Raw genomic sequence first — 16,657 nt, 5'->3', positions numbered from 1 at the left:
GTCATTCAACGCTGCTGGGTCTGACACACCGCAATCGTCGGAACGCCGCCCGCAGCAAGCCGGCTCCTACAGGTATTGGGTTGTGTTCTCAGATCACCAACTGCGCCTGCCCCGGATGGCAACTGAGGTTGGCGCCGACGTCAATGTTGGTGATGTCGATCCCCAGGTTGCTCAGCAGGCTGTTGAGCAGTGGGTCGAGCAGGGGGCTGAGGGTGCTTTTGACCACCGCACCGACCAGTGAGATGACGCCGTTGAAGGTCCCCGCAACCGTGTTGAGAAGAGCACCCAGACCTGTGGCATTCGCATTGGGGCCAAACTGATTGATGCTGACGCCCGACAGCGTCGTGCTCAGGCTGCTGACGATGTTGTTGGCTGGCGCAGGTTGCATGGTCGGCGGTTTGTTCATTTCCGCAGGCGGGTTGAACACGTAGGTGTAGGGCGTGGCATTGCCGATCAGCGAGGTGTTGAGCGTCAGCCCCAGCCCGCCCGCCGCGAAGGGTTTGCGCGGGTCGCAACTGAGCGGGATCAGCGCCAGAAGATTGCTGCACGCCTTGGTGCCGATGTCGACAATGGCCAGGGGCGCGGCATCGGTGGGCGTCAGGCTTGAGAAAAAGGTGGTTTCGTCAATGGTGCCGACCCGGACCGTGGCCAGTGCGGTGTTGGTCTGGGTGGTCAGGGTCTTGGTCGCATCGTTGGTGCAATTGACATCGGTCACGCGGGAGTTGGCCGCCGCCAGTTCCAGCCCCAGATTGATCTTCAGGCCATTGGGCAGCACCTGGGGATCGGTCTGGGTGCATTTGGTCCCGAGCAGGCAGCCGACTGCGCTCAGGTTCAGGCTCAGCAGGCCGTTGAGGGTGGTGGTCAGTGGCCCGGTCAGCCCCGCCACCGCGTTGACCAGCCCGACCACGCCGGTCAGCACCGGCAGATCGACCGTGACCAGCGCCCGGACCTGCGCGGTGCGCACGTAGATCCGGTTGGCGCCCATCGGGTCGGCCTTGGCCAGCAGCGGGTTGCCGACGGCGGACAGCTGCGGCGGTTCGATCACTTTGACCTTGGCCGAAATCTGCGCCAGGCCCGGTACCGTCACGGTCTGGGTGATGGCCGCGGCGTTCTTGCTATTGGCCAGCTGGGCCAGGGTCTGCACCAGTTGAAAGGCCTGCAGCCCGGTATCCAGCCCGGCGCTGGGCGTGCCGCTCTGCACGTTGAGCACGTCCCCCAGTTTGATCAGCGACGACCCTGCGCCGGAACCCGCCACCGCGGTTTGCAGGCTGGTCAGGCCATTGATGGCCGCCGTGATGGTGGCCGTGGCGCCGCTTTGTTGCAGGGCGCTGATCGAGGCGCCGATCAGCTGCGTCAGGGTGGTGTTGGTGGTGAGCAGTTGGGTGTAGTCGCCGGCCTTGACGTTCAGGGCAATGGCCAGTTGGTCGGCGAACTTGAGCAGGTTGACGTCGGTGTCCACCAGGCCTTTCCAACTGGCCAGGTTCAGATCGACAGTCGAGCCGAGCAATGCGCTGAGTGCCGAGTTCAGCGAGTTGGCGCGGGTCTGATCGATGTTCACGCTCAACAACGAGCTACGGATCGTCAATTGGGCCAGCGGTGGCAGGGGCTTGGCGGCCACGGCCACGGCGGTCAGCGAGATGTCTGCCGGCGAAGGGTTGCTCTCGAACATCGCGCCGATCCCGGCAGCGATGCTGCGTGGCACCGCGTGCATGACAGTGACCTGGATCGCATCGGATTTGCTGGCATCGACCGTGAATGTGCGGCGGCTGTTGGCGCCAACCGCCAGGGTGCCGCACCTCGTCGTCAGGGTGCGGCTGGCGTCGCTGACGGTGAAGCCATTGCGGGTGGCGCTCTGGGTGGCGTAGGTGCTGGCCGAGCTTGCGCCGCTGCAGCTGCCGTTCAGGCTCGCCGCTTCCAGCGCGGCCATGTCGGCGACGCGCTGCAAGGTGCGTTTTTCCATGTACAGCCGGCCGCTGTCGACCACCACCAGTGTGCATAACACAGCCAGGGCCATCGTCAGCGCTGCCAGCAATCCTATGGCACCGCGCTGCCGCTCCCGGCGGGCGAGGGGGTACATCAGGGGAGACATCCAGCACTCCTTCGGCAAAGCCGTCGCTACTCACCCGAGATGGTTCGAGTGTAGCTGTGGCTTGGCGAAAGTGCTGGATTCAGGATGGCAGATCCATGGTTGGTGAGGTCTTTGTAGGAGCGAATTCATTCGCGAAAAATGGCATGGCCGACGCATGGATGTCGGATGTACCGGCCATTCGCGAATGAATTCGCTCCTACAGGTTCACATGACGCACCATCAATGCGGCGGATACTGCTGCAGGATCTTCTGCACGGTCTGGCGCAGGGCCAGTTCGCGGGCGGCCGGGTTGGCTTCGCCGTCATTGACGGTCTGTTCGGTACTGCCGCGCCACACCAGCTTGCCGTCCTTGCCGTCGAGCAGGTCGATCTGCAGGGTCGAGACCTTGTAGCTCACGTTGCGCGTCTCGGTGCCGATCGGGCCGCCCCAGTAGCCGCCCCACGGGTTACCCCAGTAGCCGCCACCGCCGTAGTTGGTGGTGACCATCTGCTGGCGGTTTTCGACGATCAGCCAGGCTTGCACCTGCACGTCCGCCTTCACGCCGGGCGCGGCCATGCGCAGGCCGCGCTGGTCGAGCTGGTCGCCCACCGACTGACGAATACGCTGCTCGGTCAGGTCGCTCTTGATCCGTGGATCATTGGGTTGATATTGCAGACCCGGTTCTTTCCAGGCCCAGGTTCTATACCCGCCGAAGTCGCGCTGTGCGTCGAAGTCACGATTGACCCGATCGGTCTGACAGGCGCTGAGCAGCAGGGCAACACACACGACAGCGATACAGCGCAACATGATGGTTCTCCAATACCGTAATCACGATTACGTAGGTGGGTAGGCGGTCAAAGCCTGCTGTACTGCCTGACGCAGGGCCTTGGCGCGATCGGACTGATCGCCGCCACTGCCTGTTTCGGCACTGGCGCTCCACACGGGCTGGCCGCTGCGGGCATCGAACATACTGATGCGCACCACGACCACTTGCACTTGATAGGTCCGGACCACGGGCACCGTCGCGTAACCGCCGCAGCCATAGCGATAGCCGTGGTAGCAACCGACTCCACCGCCGCCGTAGTAAGGATCGTAATAATCGTCACGCACCTGCCGCAGCCGGGTTTCCACGCGGGTGTCGGCGGTGATGCTCAGGTCGGCGGCCTGGGGATTACGCGAAGGGCGCAATCCACGCTGATCCAGGCCGTTGCTCACCGCCTCGGCCAGTTGCGCCGAATCGGCCCACTGGGTGCCGGGCGGCAACTGGTTATTGAGCCAGGTCCAGTTGCGATAACGGCCGAAATCCCGGGGCGCGGCCGGGTAGGCGCTCATGTCCAGGGTATTGGCGGCCTGCGGCGGCGCAGGCGGGATCGCGGCGGAGACCGCGCGGTACGGGTTCGGGCTCTGGCAGGCGGTGAGGCCCACGCACAGGGCGAGCAAAGCAAGACGGCGTTTCATCATGGTCTCCGCAGATAGCCTCAAACAGATCGGCACATCCAGTGCAGATAGCGTCCCAGCCCGGCAAAGGCCGGGTGGCGGCGGTGCGCGAGCTCCATTTCCAGCAGGTCGGCCAGTTCAGCTTTCGCTTGAAACTCCACCGGCATGTAGTCGTGGAAAACCCGGATGCCACTTCTGGTTTCGACTCGCCACATACCTTCAAGTTGCGCCGCTAATTCGCGCGGATCAAGGGGTTCTTGCGGGGTCAGGCTCTGTTTTTCACCGGCCAGGGTGTTTTTGCGCAGCTTGCGAAAGTGGCCCTTGAGCAGGTTGCGATAAACCAGCGCGTCGCGGTTGTAAAACGCCAGAGACAGCCAGCCGTCGGCCTTGGTCAGTTGGCGCAACACCGGGAGAATCGTGAAGGGCTCGGCGAGCCATTCCAGCACCGCGTGGCAAATCACCAGATCGTAGGTTTCGCTGAGCAGCCCCGGCAGTTCCTGCCATGGCGCCTGGATGAACGTCGCGCTCTGCCCGGCTTCGGCGAAGCGCTGGCGTGCGCCTTCAAGCATCGGTTCGGCAGGCTCGGTGAAGGTGACCTGATGGCCGCGCTCGGCCAGCCACAGCGACATGTGCCCCAGCCCGCCGCCGATATCCAGCACCTTGAGCGGGCGCTGCGGCAGGCATTCGGCGAGGTCCGCCTGCAGCACCGCCAGACGGATCGCGCCCTTGGCGCCGCCGTAGATCTTCTCGGCGAAACGCGTGGCCAGTTGATCGAAATGACGATCGCTCATTTGGCGAACCGCCGCTCACTGTCGGCCAGCTTGGCACGCACCACTTCGTTCATGTCCAGACCCAGTTCGCTGCACATCAGCAGCAGATACAGCACGATGTCGCCCACTTCCTGCCCGGCGTGGGCCAGTTCGTCGGCGGGCAGCTGGCGCGACTGATCCTCGGTTTTCCACTGGAAGATCTCCACCAGCTCGGCCATTTCCACACTGGCGGCCATGGCCAGGTTCTTCGGGCTGTGAAATTGCCGCCAGTCGTTGGTATCGCGGATGCGATGCAGGCGTTGGGTGAGTTCGTCGAGGTTCATGGGCAGGTCTCCTGAAGGTGCGTAGCTTCAGGGGGATGGAGTATGGAATCAAGATCTGCGCATTACCGCATGACCTGTGGGAGTGAGCTTGCTCGCGAATGCGGTGTAACAGGCGCTGCATCGGCGTGTGGCACACCGCATTCGCGAGCGAGCTCGCTCCCACAGTTCCAATGTAATGTTTGATTCAATCGGCAGGCTGCCAACTCCCCACCATGTGCACGATCCCTTCCTTGCCCTGGACCTTCAACTGTCCATGAGACCCCGCCGCACTGGCCGACAGGTTCACCTCGCTGGGCAGGCGCACGGGCTTTTGAAATTCCACCGAAATATCCACATTCGACGCAGGCAGGTGATCGTCGAGCGCCGCCAGGGTGCGGCTTTTTATCCACAGGCCGTGGGCGATGGCCTTGGGGAAGCCGAACAGCTTCGCGCTGGCATCGCTCAGGTGAATCGGGTTGTAGTCGCCGCTGACCCTGGCGTATTGCCGGCCGATGTCGGACGGCGCATACCAGGTCGCCAGCTCGCTCATCGGCAGGGGGGCGGGCTCGAAAGCACCTTCCACTTCCCCCGGAAGCTGTACGCCCCGGCAGAGCATGGTGCTGTCTTCTTCCCACAACAGGCCCAGCGCGTCCTCGATCTGGGTGAGCAGGCTGAAGGTCGCGCCCTTGGCGTGGGGCCGCAGGTTGGCCACGCGCACGCTGACCTGCGCCTTGATCACGCTGCCCAGCGGCCTGCGGATACTGATCCGGTTGTGCAGGTGCACCAGCCCGAGCAGCGGAAAGGGAAAGTCCTTGTCGGTCAGCAGCTTCATCTGCAGCGGGAAGGCCAGCACGTGGGGATAAGTTGGCGGCAGCAGGCTGCCGGGGATGAATCCGCAGACTTTGGCGAAGGCATGGACCTTCTCCGGATCCACCGACACCCAGCAGCGCAGGCCCTGATCGGGCAACTGCGTGCCACTGACCTTGCGCCGCAGCGCCGCTTGCATGAACAGGCCCGGCAAGGCCGGTGGGGTATCCAGATAACGCCAGTGCGCACTCATCAAGCCTCTCCTGTGTGTTTGCCGATCAGGTTCCCGACAGCATCAGGCGCCGATCACGCTTTGCCCGCAAACCCGCAATACCTGGCCGCTGACCGCGCCCGATCCTGGCTGGCCCAGCCACGCCACCGCTTCGGCGACGTCTTGCGGCAGCCCGCCCTGGCCCAGCGAACTCATGCGCCGCCCGGCTTCGCGCAGGGCGAAGGGCATGTGCGCGGTCATGCTGGTTTCAATGAAGCCCGGCGCCACCGCGTTGATGCTGATGCCACGCGGCTTGAGCACAGGTGCCAGCGCACGCGCCAGGCCAATCAACCCGGCCTTGCTGGTGGTGTAGTTGGTCTGCCCGCGATTGCCCGCCAGGCCGCTGATCGAGGCCATCAGGATCACGCTGGCGTGGTCGTGCAGGGCGCCTGCGTCGATCAGCGCCTGAGTCAGCACCTGCGGCGCGTTGAGGTTGACGTCGAGCACCTGGTCCCAGAAGTCGCGGGTCATGTTGGCCAGGGTCTTGTCGCGGGTGATGCCGGCGTTGTGCACGAGAATGTCCAGGCCGCCGGGAATCTGTTCGAGCAACTGGCTGGCGGCGTCCGGCGCGCAGATGTCCAGCATCAGTGCCTGACCGCCCAGACGTGCGGCGAGGGCTTCCAGATCCGCTTTGGCCTGTGGCACATCCAGCAACACAATTTCTGCGCCATCCCGGGCCAGTGTCTCGGCGATGGCTGCGCCGATGCCTCGGGCAGCGCCGGTCACCAGCGCCTTGCGCCCGGCCAGCGGGCGGCTCCAGTCCTGCACCTTTGATTCGCACGCACTCAGACGAATCACTTGCCCGGAGATGAACGCGCTTTTGGGAGAAAGGAAAAACCGCAGTGCGCCTTCCAGTTGATCCTCGGCGCCGTCCTCGACCTGCAGCAACTGCACGGTGCCGCCGTTGCGCATTTCCTTGGCCAGCGAGCGGCTGAAGCCGTCGATGGCTTGCTGGGTGCTGGCGGCCAGCGGGTCGCGCTGGGCCGCAGGGTCGCGGGCCAGAATCACGATGTGCGCGCTGGGTTCCAGGCTACGCAGGATTGGCTGAAAGAATTCACGCAACTGCCCCAGTTGCGCGGTGTGCAGCAGGGGACTGGCATCGAACACCACGGCCTTGATCTTCGAGCCCTGCTCGGCGCTCCAAGGGTGGGCGCCACTGACTTCACTGCCCGCGCTGAACAACAGGTCAGTCATGCGCGGTGCGAACCCTGCCACCTGCTCGGCCAACGGCCCGCCGCTGAGCAGTAACGCACCTTCCACGGGCCGCAATCGCCCGGCCTGCCAGCGTTCCAGATGTGCGGGCGCGGGCAGCCCGACGGCCCCGACCAACCGGCGACCGATGTCTGAGTTGGCGAAGTCGATGTAGCGATCAGATGCCATGGAACACACTCCTTGAGGCTGGGTTCAAAGCAGTGGACCACACTGCCATGTAGAAAGTCCTACGCTCTTTGCTGGATCAACACTCGGTCCCTGTAGGAGTGAGCTTGCTCACGAAGGCGGTGGGTCAGTGACGAATCTTTTGAATGACCCACCGCGTTCGTGAGCAGCTCACTCCTACAGGTGTGGGTATACCCAAACATGAAAAGGAGTTTTCAATGAATCAGACACGCCGCGTGGCCATCATCGGCGGCAATCGCATTCCGTTCGCCCGCTCCAATGGAGCCTATGCCACCGCCAGCAATCAGGACATGCTGACCGCCGCGCTGGAGGGCCTGATCGAGCGCTTCAACCTGCATGGTCTGCGCATGGGCGAAGTGGTGGCCGGGGCGGTGCTCAAGCATTCCCGGGATTTCAACCTGACCCGCGAATGCGTGCTCGGCTCGCGGCTGTCGGCGCAAACACCTGCTTACGACCTGCAGCAGGCCTGCGGCACCGGCCTTGAAGCGGCGCTGCTGGTGGCCAACAAGATTGCCCTGGGCCAGATCGAATGCGGCATTGCCGGCGGCGTCGACACCACGTCCGACGCGCCGATCGGGGTGAACGAGGACCTGCGCCAGATCCTGCTGCAGGTCAGTCGCGCCAAGAGCACTGGCGACAAACTCAAGGCGCTGACGCAGTTGCGCCCGCACAACCTCAAACCCGAGTTGCCACGCAATGGCGAGCCGCGCACCGGACTTTCCATGGGCCAGCACTGCGAGCTGATGGCGCAGACCTGGCAGATCCCGCGAGAGGCACAAGACGAACTGGCGCTGCACAGCCACCTGAACATGGCTAATGCTTATGCCGAAGGCTGGCAGGATGATCTGCTCACTCCCTTCAACAGCCTGACTCGCGACAACAACCTGCGCGTCGATGCCAGCCTGGAAAAACTCGCTTCACTCAAACCGGCCTACGAGCGCAGCGCCAAAGGCACCTTGACTGCAGGCAACTCGACACCCCTCACCGACGGCGCCTCGCTGGTGCTGCTCGCCAGCGAAGACTGGGCCCGGGAGCGCGGCCTGCCGGTGCTGGCGTACTGGCGCGACGGCGAGGCGGCGGCGGTGGATTTCGTCCGGGGCGAAGAAGGCTTGCTGATGGCGCCGGTGTACGCCGTGCCTCGCTTGCTGGCGCGCAACGGCCTGACTTTGCAGGATTTCGATTTCTATGAAATCCACGAAGCCTTTGCCGCGCAGGTACTGTGTACCCTCAAAGCCTGGGAAGACCCCGAGTACTGCAAAACCCGCCTGGGCCTCGACGCGCCGCTGGGCTCGATCGACCGCAGCAAACTCAACGTCAAAGGCAGCTCGCTGGCCGCCGGGCATCCCTTTGCGGCCACCGGCGGGCGCATCGTCGCCAACCTTGCCAAATTGCTCAGCGTTGCCGGGCAGGGCCGCGGCCTGATCTCGATCTGCGCGGCGGGCGGGCAGGGCGTTACCGCGATTCTGGAACGGTAATCCATTAAAACCGCACCACCGATCCCGCAGCCGCCGGGCTTGCCCGCGGGGGCGGTCTCAAGAACGCCCTCGCCAATCCCCCGGTGATTAGACTAATTGCAAGTTAGCTTCGAATGGCTTATCGCGAATGTTTTGAGTTTTTAAATAACCTGTTGATACGCAGGGAGTTGCGTGGGAAGGACGAATGACCGTTCATCGTGGTGGTCGGCAATGGAGTAGAAAATAAGCTTCTGATAATTAGTCTTGAAGTATTGGAGTGCTATTCAATGCAAGGAGATCATCGTCATGGACGAACAGACAGCAACAGTACCAGGTACCCACGCTGCAGACTTGGTGGAAATTCTGGATAACGGTGTGGTGGTGGGGACTGGCGATCTGGTGAACGGGCAGTGGTCATATACTCGCTCCGGAATGGCGCTGGGTGCGCACAGCTTTACGGCCCGATACAGGACAGTCACGACGGCTACGCCTTGGCGTGTGACGGTTGAAGAGCCTGTGCATATGGATGATCTGAGCGATGCGCCGGTGGGCGATATTCATGTCGTCAACCGTCCTTATTATGTAATTTACGGATATGCGTCGGGGACCCTCCCTTCTCAGCCTTCTTATGTTTCGGATGAAAGATTTCCTGGCATAGGGCCGGTTGTTCTCTGGATTGTAGGTATGCAATATCCAACAGGTAAAATAAACGCCCAATCTGTCGATATGCGATTTAACGATGTCTACTCTGAAGTGTCATTTGATGCGTACGGCTTCTACAACAGCCAATCGCTACCTGGTCCTCCGGGTACGGCCGTCGCACAAATACTGAATGCCCAAAATCAAGTGGTGGGTACTCATCAGTTTATTCTGCACGACTCCCCCAATCGGCGACTGGTCCGTGTGACGTTGCGCGCGCCGGGGCGTACCATAAAGGCTCTCAAGATCTCAGCCAGTCCGGCCGCTGGCGTGACCTCAAGCGCTTGGGCAGTGTGCGATAACTTTACAATGTTGTTTTGAGTCTTCTCATGTGTGTATGTCAGCGGAAGGTAATTACGCGCGCGCAGTCATATTTGGCGCAGTAGTGTTTACGATGCTTGCGTTTGATTTTTACTTGAAGTGAGCCTCTGTAGGAGCGAGTTCATTCGCGAAGCGATGGTGCATCCTCCACATCTGCGTCGCCTGGAAAATCTTCGCGAATGAATTCGCTCCTACAGGTCGACTGCATCGGCGAGTAAACTGGCCTTTCACGACAAAAAGGCCCACCCATGCCGAGCAACGGACATTCCTCTGCGCGCAAACCCGAAACCCTGCGCGCGATTCCTGCCCTGACCGATCTGCCGCGTCCGCTCTACGCCCGCGCGGAAAGCCTCAGCGCAGGTTCATGGACGCCGACCCATCGCCATGACTGGGTGCAGTTTTCCTACGCCATCAGTGGCGTGTTGGGCGTGCACACCGAGCAAGGCAGTTTCTTCGCGCCGCCGCAGTGGGGTGTGTGGATTCCGGCGGGACTGGACCATGAAGTGGTGACCTCGACCCGCGCCGAGATGCGCAGTCTCTATGTCCGCACCCAGGATTCGCAGTGGGCGCCGGATCGTTGCCGGGTGCTGGAAGTCACGCCGCTGGCGAGGGAGTTGATCAAGGCGTTCTGTTTGCTGCCGCCTGACTACCCAGAGACGGATAGCGCCGAAGTGCGACTGGTGCAGGTGTTGCTCGATCAGTTGGCGAGCCTGCCGGAAGTCGGATTCTCTCTGCCGTTGCCCCGACACGCGCGTTTGCTGGCGCTGTGTCAGGAATTGGTGGAAGAGCCCGGGCAGGACATCACCCTCACCGATTGGGCGTCACGTCTGAACATGTCGGAGAAAACCCTGATGCGCCTGTTCCAGCGCGAAACCGGTTTGAGTTTCAGAGGCTGGCGCCAGAGAGCGAGACTGCTGGCTTCGCTCAATGCGCTGGAGGAGGGCGACAGTGTGACGGCCACTGCGCTCAATTGCGGTTATGACTCGACATCGGCCTTCATTGCAGCGTTCAAGACGCTGTTCGGGTTCACGCCGGGCGAGTTGTTCAGGGCCTGAGCGCTGCCCGTTTCACGCTGCAAAAGTCACTGTTCCGGCCACGGTGACGCTGGTGTCGGTGGTGGTGCCGCCGTTGGGAATCTCGACGCCATTGGAGTCCTTCACGCTGGTGATCGCGATCCCGACGACAGTCGGCTCCTGCTTGATGGTGAACGACGCTTCGGAAAACGGCAGCTTGTCGTTACTGCCCACAGGCGAGTATTGCAGCGTCAGCTTGAACGTCGAACCGTCGGTCAGGGTCTTGAGTTTCTCCAGAGAGAACTGCCTGGCCTGGGCGCCGAGTGTGGTGACATTCAGCGGGTTCCAGTTCTCGATTGCGATCTGCGGTGTCGACGTGACGGTCAGCCAGAGCTTTTGCCCCACCGCCTGGCCAGGCCATGCGGCGAGGGTCATGTGGGCGTTGGCAGTCAGTTTGCTGACATCCAGCACGCCGTCCACTGCCTCGGTGATCCTGGGCTGCGGGTAGACTGGCGGCGTGTACCGTTCGACGACCTGGCTGTGAGGGGCGGACGGCACACCTTCCGGGTTGTCATCGTCAGTCACCGAGTAAATGACATTGATGGTTTTGCCGGCCGCTGCGATGACCAGCGCGGCAGGCACCGAGACCTTTTTGGGCATCTCATCGGCCTGCACCGGGGGAATGCTGGTGGTGTCCTCGTTCCAGTAAAACCTCAGGATGTCGGTGTTGGGCATGCCGGGGTATTCCACGACAATCTTCACGTTATCAACCCCGGTGACATCCGGTTGCAGCACGCCGAAGCCATTGACCGGCTCGACTTTGGGCGCATCGTAGATAGACGTGTTGATTGACGCTGCGCCCGAGGCTGCCCCTTGGGCAGCGGCGTGCAGTACGGCCTTCTGTTTTTCATTGATAGGTTTGATGTCCATTTTTTATCTTCCTTGCTTGCATGGGAGGAATTCCAGGGTTCAAGGCGTAAGCACGAAGTTGTCGAATCGTGCCCAGTCGTGATCTGCGAAGATTTGTACATAGCGAATGGGCTGGGTGGTGGTGCTCCTCAGGTGATAGTTGGTCTGGTTGGGTGGGGTGATCGTCTCGATGACGGACTGACTGCTATTGAGCAACGAGATAGTGATCAGCCCGTTGGGGCCGTGGATGTCGCATTCGACCCTTCTGTAGTCGCGCTTGAAGTCGATGCGTATGGTCTGTGTAGCCGGGTCGATGATCGGGTTCTGATAGCAGACGTGTAGCGTCGGCAACGTGATGGGGCCGGGGTCTACAGGCAGCATGTCTCCCGGCGGGAAGCCTGCGTTGCCCAGGCCTGACACGAACTCGATGTCCATCAGCGGGCGCGAGATTCGTCCCCCGGCCTGAATGAGCAAAGGTGCTTGCCCCGTGAAATCGTCGAACTGCCCGCTGGCAGCCACAACAGTGAAATCGCTGATGTCGGAATCGACAGGGCTGGTGTCGCCTGCGAACACGACCTGATAGTGCAGCTTGAGGCTACCATTGCGCAGCGGTTCGAGGTTGTCCACGCGGCCCACCGAGAACGTATACGCAGTGTTCTCTTCCCCTGCGCGAACGATATGGTCCACGGTGTAGTTGGCGGGGTTGCCGTTTTCCTGGGTCCCGCTCCAGATCAGGCTGATCTTGTCCCCAGCCTGTTTGCCGCGATAGGCCGCGATCACTACCGGGACTGGATCAGCCACGAATCGGTCAAGGTCAATTTCGGTGCCCGTTACGCCCGTTATCGTCGGCGCGGCCAGCGGCACCGGCAGGCCGGTCAGGGTAATCGAGGTTCTTTTTGACCGAAGGTTTGTGCCAGTAACGGGTACCACTTCATAACTGGCCATTGCCGAGCCTCCTGCAATGGATTTCAGGTGGCCATTGGTGATGGTGAACACCGGCATGGGGTCGAAATCCGGGTCCGTCACCGTTTCTGGGCCCAGAATCAGGGTCGTCTCCGAATTCCCCGTTCTCCCCACCCATGTCAACGTGACTCTGTCACCCGGTCTTGCTCCCGCATAACGGGGAATATCAACATGTGCGTCGTTGTCTCCCAGCGCTGTCAGGTCGAGGACCAGCGTGGTCTGATTGGCTTCGCGTACCCGCGGGGCCGTCACGGCGTCGGGATCGATTTCCACATTGGCGAAAGCGGTATGTGAAGGCAGCGAATAGTTGTCGACGATGTCGCGGATTTCATAGGTGACCGGCAGCCTGGTGTTGCTGCCCCCCTCTTCGATTACGGCTTTGGGAATGGACACCACTGGCTGGGCGATGGCGGTGAGGGGAGGATGAGCGACGCGAATGCCATTCCAGATCACTGTCAACTCGTCGCTTAACTCCATGTTTTGCCAGACCGGTACCGTCACCGTGACCGGGGTATCGGCGCTGTCGATGACCGGTGGCGTGATGACTGCCGCTGCCAGATTCTCGTTGAAACCGGTTGAAATGTCCGGATCCAGCCCCCCCGGAACGAGACGATTGACCTTGATGGTTCGCGGCTCGCTGCTTCGGGTTTCTCCGCCCTGCGGATCGAACAGCGTGTAGTACACAGTACCTTGATCATCGGTCCCGGAAATCCGCGCTGGCGCGACACTGAAACTCAACCAGCCTTTGTCGACGACGCCTTGGTCCAGCTCGTATTGCTGCACCTGGGCATTATCCCAGAACAGGGTCACCACATCCCCGGTGCGTACCACTTCCGGCAGGCGCGCGATCAGCGGCACGGCTTTGGTGTGGTCATAAAGCTGGTGATAACCCAGGCCCAGGCGCGGGTTTTCGGGCACATCGTTGATAGAGGTAAACACCAGTGGGTTCAACTCGTCTGCCGTACGGCTTCGGGGCAGGTCTTTGATGTTCATGGTTGCGTCCTTGGCAGTGCGTTGGAGCGCCCGGTACATCCTGCTCCGGGCGAGTGTCGAGGTATCGGGCAGGGTGCCTGCGGATATTTGCCAACAGACCCCCTCCGCCAACGCCGGTCATTGCCGCTATGGCAAGCTGCAGGATCCCCCAGCCTGATTGAGCGCAAACAGGATCAGCGTATCCGGCGCGTTTTTGGTGATCCCCGCCGCGTTCCTGATGGAATACTTGGTCACCGACAGGTTGCGGCAGATGAAGTAGGTCCTGCTGTACGGCAATGCCAGTTCGTAGTAGCCCCGGGTGAGATCAGCAGCCTGGATCACGTAATCAGTCACCGTGATCCTCGACTCCGGAATGACCGGTTTGCTGGGATCGTTATCCTGGCCGGGTCCATCGAGCGGGTCGTTGACGCCGTAGAAGTCCACGGTGATGAAGTCCCCTGCTGCGACGTTCGCCAGCGGAGTACCTTGAGCATCGACCAGTGGCACCCGCAGCGTCGTGCCCCTGATACCGATCGCCCGCTGGATGACCCGGTTCGGGTTGCCAGTGATCGGGTTCACGGATTCCGGGAATATCGCGACGGCCAGTGGGTTCGTCCCGCCAGGAGCTTCGCCTGGGGCCTGAACGATGACGTCTTGGGTAGGTGAGCGCACGGTCACTGGATTGGTCGTGCTGTCCAGATTGCGGGTCAGCGTGTAGTACAGCGGGATCGTGCCGGTTCCGTTCGCCGCAATCTGGGCAGCGGTGATCGGCACAATGATGTTTGCACCTCCATTCGCAGCCGCGATGGTGACCGGCGCAGGGTTGTCCGTGGCGGCTGGCCCCCAGATGACTTGCAGGATGTCACCATTGTCCCAGATCGGGTTGTTGTCCACGCCTTGCCGAAATACCGTGATATTGGCCGAGGATGCATACGCCTCGGGTGGAATGATGTTCGGAACACTGCCGGCAAAGGTGCTGAGTGCCGACGGCAGCCGCATGTTGTCATGTTCCGGGGTCTCAGGGTCTGGATCAGGGTTAGGCCCGCCGGGGGTGGTCAGGTTGATTCGGATGTACTGGGTCGGCGAGAGTACCGGTGGAGTGCCACTTGCCGGGTGAACACGGTATCTGACAGGCGTGTTCAAGGTGGGCGTGCCGTTTTGTACGTACTGGAACTGCATCAGGATTCGCAGCAGATAGCCGTTGGTCGCGGCGGCATCGATATCCGCCTGGGTGACGATCACCGGCGGAACGTCCTGAGTATTCCATACGATGTAAATCCTGTCGCCCGCTGCAACGTTGGTATAGGTAGGAATCTGTACCTCTGTCTCGGGATTGGCCTCGGTCCAGACCAGCAAACCGGCGCCAGGGGGAACGCCTGTCCCGTCCTCTGGGTTGTAGGGCGCGGCGTCGGGGATCAGTGGCCTCGCAAGATTAGTGGGCACTGTGCCAAGGAACACCTGAATCGGCGTCGTGATGGACAAGTTGCTGACGTTGCCCGCCCAGTCCGTAATTCGGTAACCGAAGTACACGGGGTTTACACCCACTGCTTCCAGGTCGGCCCTTGGGAACTGTGCATCCAGGCCTGCGCTCGGGTCGGTGACCACGGGGGGAAGGGTCGTCAGGAAATCACCCTCTGCTGCGGTAGGGCCCGTGCCTAGCCAGAGCTCGACCTGATCGTCGACATCATCGTCAAACCAGGCGGAGATATGAACGATTAATGCATCCTCGGTAGGGTCCAGCTTGTCTTCAGTGATACCCGCCAGCTGGTCCTCGGTGAATGCGATCGCCGGCGGAGTAGGTGGCCGCCCGCCGGGTGCATGCCGGTCGATGATCACGGTCACCGGTTGTTGCGAGAGGCTGCCATCCCCAGAGGCGGGGTCAAAGTAGTTGTAATCCACCTGCCAGGTGGTAAAGGGATAGCCATTGGCCGGGGCGAAGTCGGTTGGGGTGATGTTCAGCACGAACTCGGCGGCTGCCGGATCGACCGGTGTGGGCGTGCCAATGGCGGTACCGTTGATATAGAGCTGTGCCACGTTGCCTGCCACGGCGGCACCCGGCGTCTCCACGGTGAACGGCACATTAGCTGTCAGTCGGCTAACCTCGATCCTGCCGTCCAAGGCCCTGAGATCCTCGATGACCCCCTGTTTCAGATCCGGATTTTGTCGTGCCCTGACCACTATAGGCTTACGTAGGCTGTTTGAACGGGGTTCGGGCCGCACGGCGCTGCTTTGAAGATGAACCGGAATCAGGCGTGTGGGGGAAATGACGGAGGTATTGCCCAGCCGGTCCTTGAGTTGATAACCGAAGTACTGAGGCGTATCGCCGTTGCTCCTCAGGGTTGCTTCCGGGAACCGTACATTCACACTGCGCCCGTAATTGTCTTGATCGACCGTCACGGCAGCGCCAGGCTGCAACCCGCCTGCGGGGTTATCGCCCGGCGGGGTGGTGGAAACCCAGGGCGTCATGACGTCGCCTATTGCCATTCCCTGCCAAGGTGAGAGCAAGGCGGCAAAATGGCCGTCGATAATGGAATCCGGGTAGACACCCTGCAATTGTTCCGAGGTGAAATTGATATACGGCATCGAGGTGCCGCCAGGGGGCTCCTTATCGAACGTCAATACATAGCGCTCCAACGGTGCCGTGGTGGCGCCTGTCTCGGGGCTGTAAACGTTGTAGCTCAAGGGCACGACCACTTGCGGATTGCCCGTGGGGAATTCGGTGGACTTCAGAACGAAGGGGAACTTGAAGTGCTGATCCGCGGCCTCCTCGGCTGTGACGGTGTGTGGAGCGCTGTAAGGAACACCATTGACCGTCAGCGTTATTGTGAAGCCTGCTTTTATATCAGCGCTATTGGGGACTTCCAGCCTCAAGTCTTGATGCCATTGATCGTGGGGTAACACGCCATCATCACCGACGGTTGGCGCTTCAAGGGGGGGAAGCGCGTAGGGGTTCTGCCGGGTGTTGCACTGGGTATTCATTGCTTATGCATCCTGCATGTGTGAATGAAGTTCCAGTATTGAGAGGGTGATGAGCCGTGTCACCTGTCAGAAATGACAGTGCCTTTTATGGAATTTTTAACAGCCTCCCTTGTATTTCAATAGTTAACGCCGGTGTTAGCAGTATTCGCGATTACAGTTATCGCGAATCGGTCTATGGCAGTTGGGTGGGCATGATAGTGTCAACAGAGACATTGATATTTTCGAAAGCCTGTTGGTTTTATTGCTCAACGCGTTGATTAATAAGTTTGGTGATGGGAGCGGTAACGGAACATC

13 protein-coding genes are annotated in these 16,657 nt (G+C 61.2%); 3 read left to right on the top strand and 10 right to left on the bottom strand.

Translation table 11 applies throughout. The features are described from left to right. Window positions 1–88: 88 nt before the first annotated feature. The 7 genes from AC1MEK_RS19355 to AC1MEK_RS19325 form a co-directional block, all read right to left on the bottom strand. The gene (locus AC1MEK_RS19355) at window positions 89–2,089 is read right to left on the bottom strand and encodes a TadG family pilus assembly protein (protein WP_480397875.1); all 2,001 of its coding nucleotides are present in this window, start codon (window positions 2,087–2,089) and stop codon (window positions 89–91) included. Window positions 2,090–2,308: 219 nt separating this feature from the next. Next, the gene (locus AC1MEK_RS19350) at window positions 2,309–2,875 is read right to left on the bottom strand and encodes a DUF4136 domain-containing protein (RefSeq protein WP_480397874.1); all 567 of its coding nucleotides are present in this window, start codon (window positions 2,873–2,875) and stop codon (window positions 2,309–2,311) included. Between the two features lie 27 nt (window positions 2,876–2,902). Continuing rightward, window positions 2,903–3,526 carry a DUF4136 domain-containing protein gene (locus tag AC1MEK_RS19345; RefSeq protein ID WP_480397873.1) on the bottom strand — a complete coding sequence of 208 codons (624 nt, stop codon included), beginning with the start codon at window positions 3,524–3,526 and terminating at the stop codon, window positions 2,903–2,905. 20 nt (window positions 3,527–3,546) lie between these two features. Next, window positions 3,547–4,296 (bottom strand): methyltransferase domain-containing protein, encoded by a 750-nt coding sequence (locus AC1MEK_RS19340; RefSeq protein ID WP_480397872.1) that lies wholly within the window; start codon window positions 4,294–4,296, stop codon window positions 3,547–3,549. Then, a complete protein-coding gene (locus tag AC1MEK_RS19335) occupies window positions 4,293–4,598 on the bottom strand; it encodes a nucleotide pyrophosphohydrolase (RefSeq protein WP_480397871.1) in 306 nt (101 codons plus the stop codon). The genes AC1MEK_RS19340 and AC1MEK_RS19335 overlap by 4 nt, the downstream gene beginning before the upstream one ends. 184 nt (window positions 4,599–4,782) lie before the next feature. After that, the gene (locus AC1MEK_RS19330; protein ID WP_480397870.1) at window positions 4,783–5,637 is read right to left on the bottom strand and encodes a MaoC family dehydratase; all 855 of its coding nucleotides are present in this window, start codon (window positions 5,635–5,637) and stop codon (window positions 4,783–4,785) included. Window positions 5,638–5,679: 42 nt separating this feature from the next. After that, on the bottom strand, window positions 5,680–7,035 hold the full coding sequence (locus AC1MEK_RS19325) for a 3-oxoacyl-ACP reductase (RefSeq protein ID WP_480397869.1): 1,356 nt from the start codon (window positions 7,033–7,035) through the stop codon (window positions 5,680–5,682). A gap of 215 nt (window positions 7,036–7,250) precedes the next feature. Between AC1MEK_RS19325 and AC1MEK_RS19320 the strand changes: the two genes are divergently transcribed. The 3 genes from AC1MEK_RS19320 to AC1MEK_RS19310 all read left to right on the top strand — a co-directional run bounded on the left by AC1MEK_RS19320 (window position 7,251) and on the right by AC1MEK_RS19310 (window position 10,582). Beyond that, window positions 7,251–8,528 (top strand): acetyl-CoA C-acetyltransferase, encoded by a 1,278-nt coding sequence (locus AC1MEK_RS19320; protein ID WP_480397868.1) that lies wholly within the window; start codon window positions 7,251–7,253, stop codon window positions 8,526–8,528. 285 nt (window positions 8,529–8,813) lie between these two features. Further along, window positions 8,814–9,527, top strand: a complete 714-nt coding sequence (locus AC1MEK_RS19315; protein WP_480397867.1) for an Ig-like domain-containing protein — start codon at window positions 8,814–8,816, stop codon at window positions 9,525–9,527. Between the two features lie 248 nt (window positions 9,528–9,775). Next, on the top strand, window positions 9,776–10,582 hold the full coding sequence (locus AC1MEK_RS19310) for an AraC family transcriptional regulator (protein ID WP_480397866.1): 807 nt from the start codon (window positions 9,776–9,778) through the stop codon (window positions 10,580–10,582). A gap of 12 nt (window positions 10,583–10,594) precedes the next feature. Here AC1MEK_RS19310 and AC1MEK_RS19305 read toward each other — a convergent pair whose 3' ends face one another. From AC1MEK_RS19305 to AC1MEK_RS19295, 3 genes are all read right to left on the bottom strand, one after another. Then, entirely contained in the window at window positions 10,595–11,470 is an 876-nt protein-coding gene (locus tag AC1MEK_RS19305; protein ID WP_480397865.1) for a hypothetical protein, read from the bottom strand. A 39-nt stretch (window positions 11,471–11,509) separates the two neighbouring features. Further along, window positions 11,510–13,405 carry a hypothetical protein gene (locus tag AC1MEK_RS19300; RefSeq protein ID WP_480397864.1) on the bottom strand — a complete coding sequence of 632 codons (1,896 nt, stop codon included), beginning with the start codon at window positions 13,403–13,405 and terminating at the stop codon, window positions 11,510–11,512. Between the two features lie 126 nt (window positions 13,406–13,531). Further along, window positions 13,532–16,363 carry a hypothetical protein gene (locus tag AC1MEK_RS19295; RefSeq protein WP_480397863.1) on the bottom strand — a complete coding sequence of 944 codons (2,832 nt, stop codon included), beginning with the start codon at window positions 16,361–16,363 and terminating at the stop codon, window positions 13,532–13,534. Window positions 16,364–16,657 lie beyond the last annotated feature (294 nt).

The sequence above is a fragment of the Pseudomonas sp. 2 genome, assembly GCF_056627435.1.
The sequence above is the reverse complement of the archived record's forward strand: the minus strand, read 5'-3'. Positions and strand labels throughout refer to the sequence as shown.

What these genes read in the sequence shown, in the direction of transcription:
- AC1MEK_RS19345 (WP_480397873.1), bottom strand. Translation starts at nt 3,526, where the DNA reads ATGAAACGCCGTCTTGCTTTGCTCGCCCTGTGCGTGGGCCTCACCGCC.
- AC1MEK_RS19300 (WP_480397864.1), bottom strand. Translation starts at nt 13,405, where the DNA reads ATGAACATCAAAGACCTGCCCCGAAGCCGTACGGCAGACGAGTTGAAC.
- AC1MEK_RS19330 (WP_480397870.1), bottom strand. Translation starts at nt 5,637, where the DNA reads ATGAGTGCGCACTGGCGTTATCTGGATACCCCACCGGCCTTGCCGGGC.
- AC1MEK_RS19325 (WP_480397869.1), bottom strand. Translation starts at nt 7,035, where the DNA reads ATGGCATCTGATCGCTACATCGACTTCGCCAACTCAGACATCGGTCGC.
- AC1MEK_RS19320 (WP_480397868.1), top strand. Translation starts at nt 7,251, where the DNA reads ATGAATCAGACACGCCGCGTGGCCATCATCGGCGGCAATCGCATTCCG.
- AC1MEK_RS19335 (WP_480397871.1), bottom strand. Translation starts at nt 4,598, where the DNA reads ATGAACCTCGACGAACTCACCCAACGCCTGCATCGCATCCGCGATACC.
- AC1MEK_RS19295 (WP_480397863.1), bottom strand. Translation starts at nt 16,363, where the DNA reads ATGAATACCCAGTGCAACACCCGGCAGAACCCCTACGCGCTTCCCCCC.
- AC1MEK_RS19340 (WP_480397872.1), bottom strand. Translation starts at nt 4,296, where the DNA reads ATGAGCGATCGTCATTTCGATCAACTGGCCACGCGTTTCGCCGAGAAG.
- AC1MEK_RS19355 (WP_480397875.1), bottom strand. Translation starts at nt 2,089, where the DNA reads ATGTCTCCCCTGATGTACCCCCTCGCCCGCCGGGAGCGGCAGCGCGGT.
- AC1MEK_RS19305 (WP_480397865.1), bottom strand. Translation starts at nt 11,470, where the DNA reads ATGGACATCAAACCTATCAATGAAAAACAGAAGGCCGTACTGCACGCC.
- AC1MEK_RS19310 (WP_480397866.1), top strand. Translation starts at nt 9,776, where the DNA reads ATGCCGAGCAACGGACATTCCTCTGCGCGCAAACCCGAAACCCTGCGC.
- AC1MEK_RS19315 (WP_480397867.1), top strand. Translation starts at nt 8,814, where the DNA reads ATGGACGAACAGACAGCAACAGTACCAGGTACCCACGCTGCAGACTTG.
- AC1MEK_RS19350 (WP_480397874.1), bottom strand. Translation starts at nt 2,875, where the DNA reads ATGTTGCGCTGTATCGCTGTCGTGTGTGTTGCCCTGCTGCTCAGCGCC.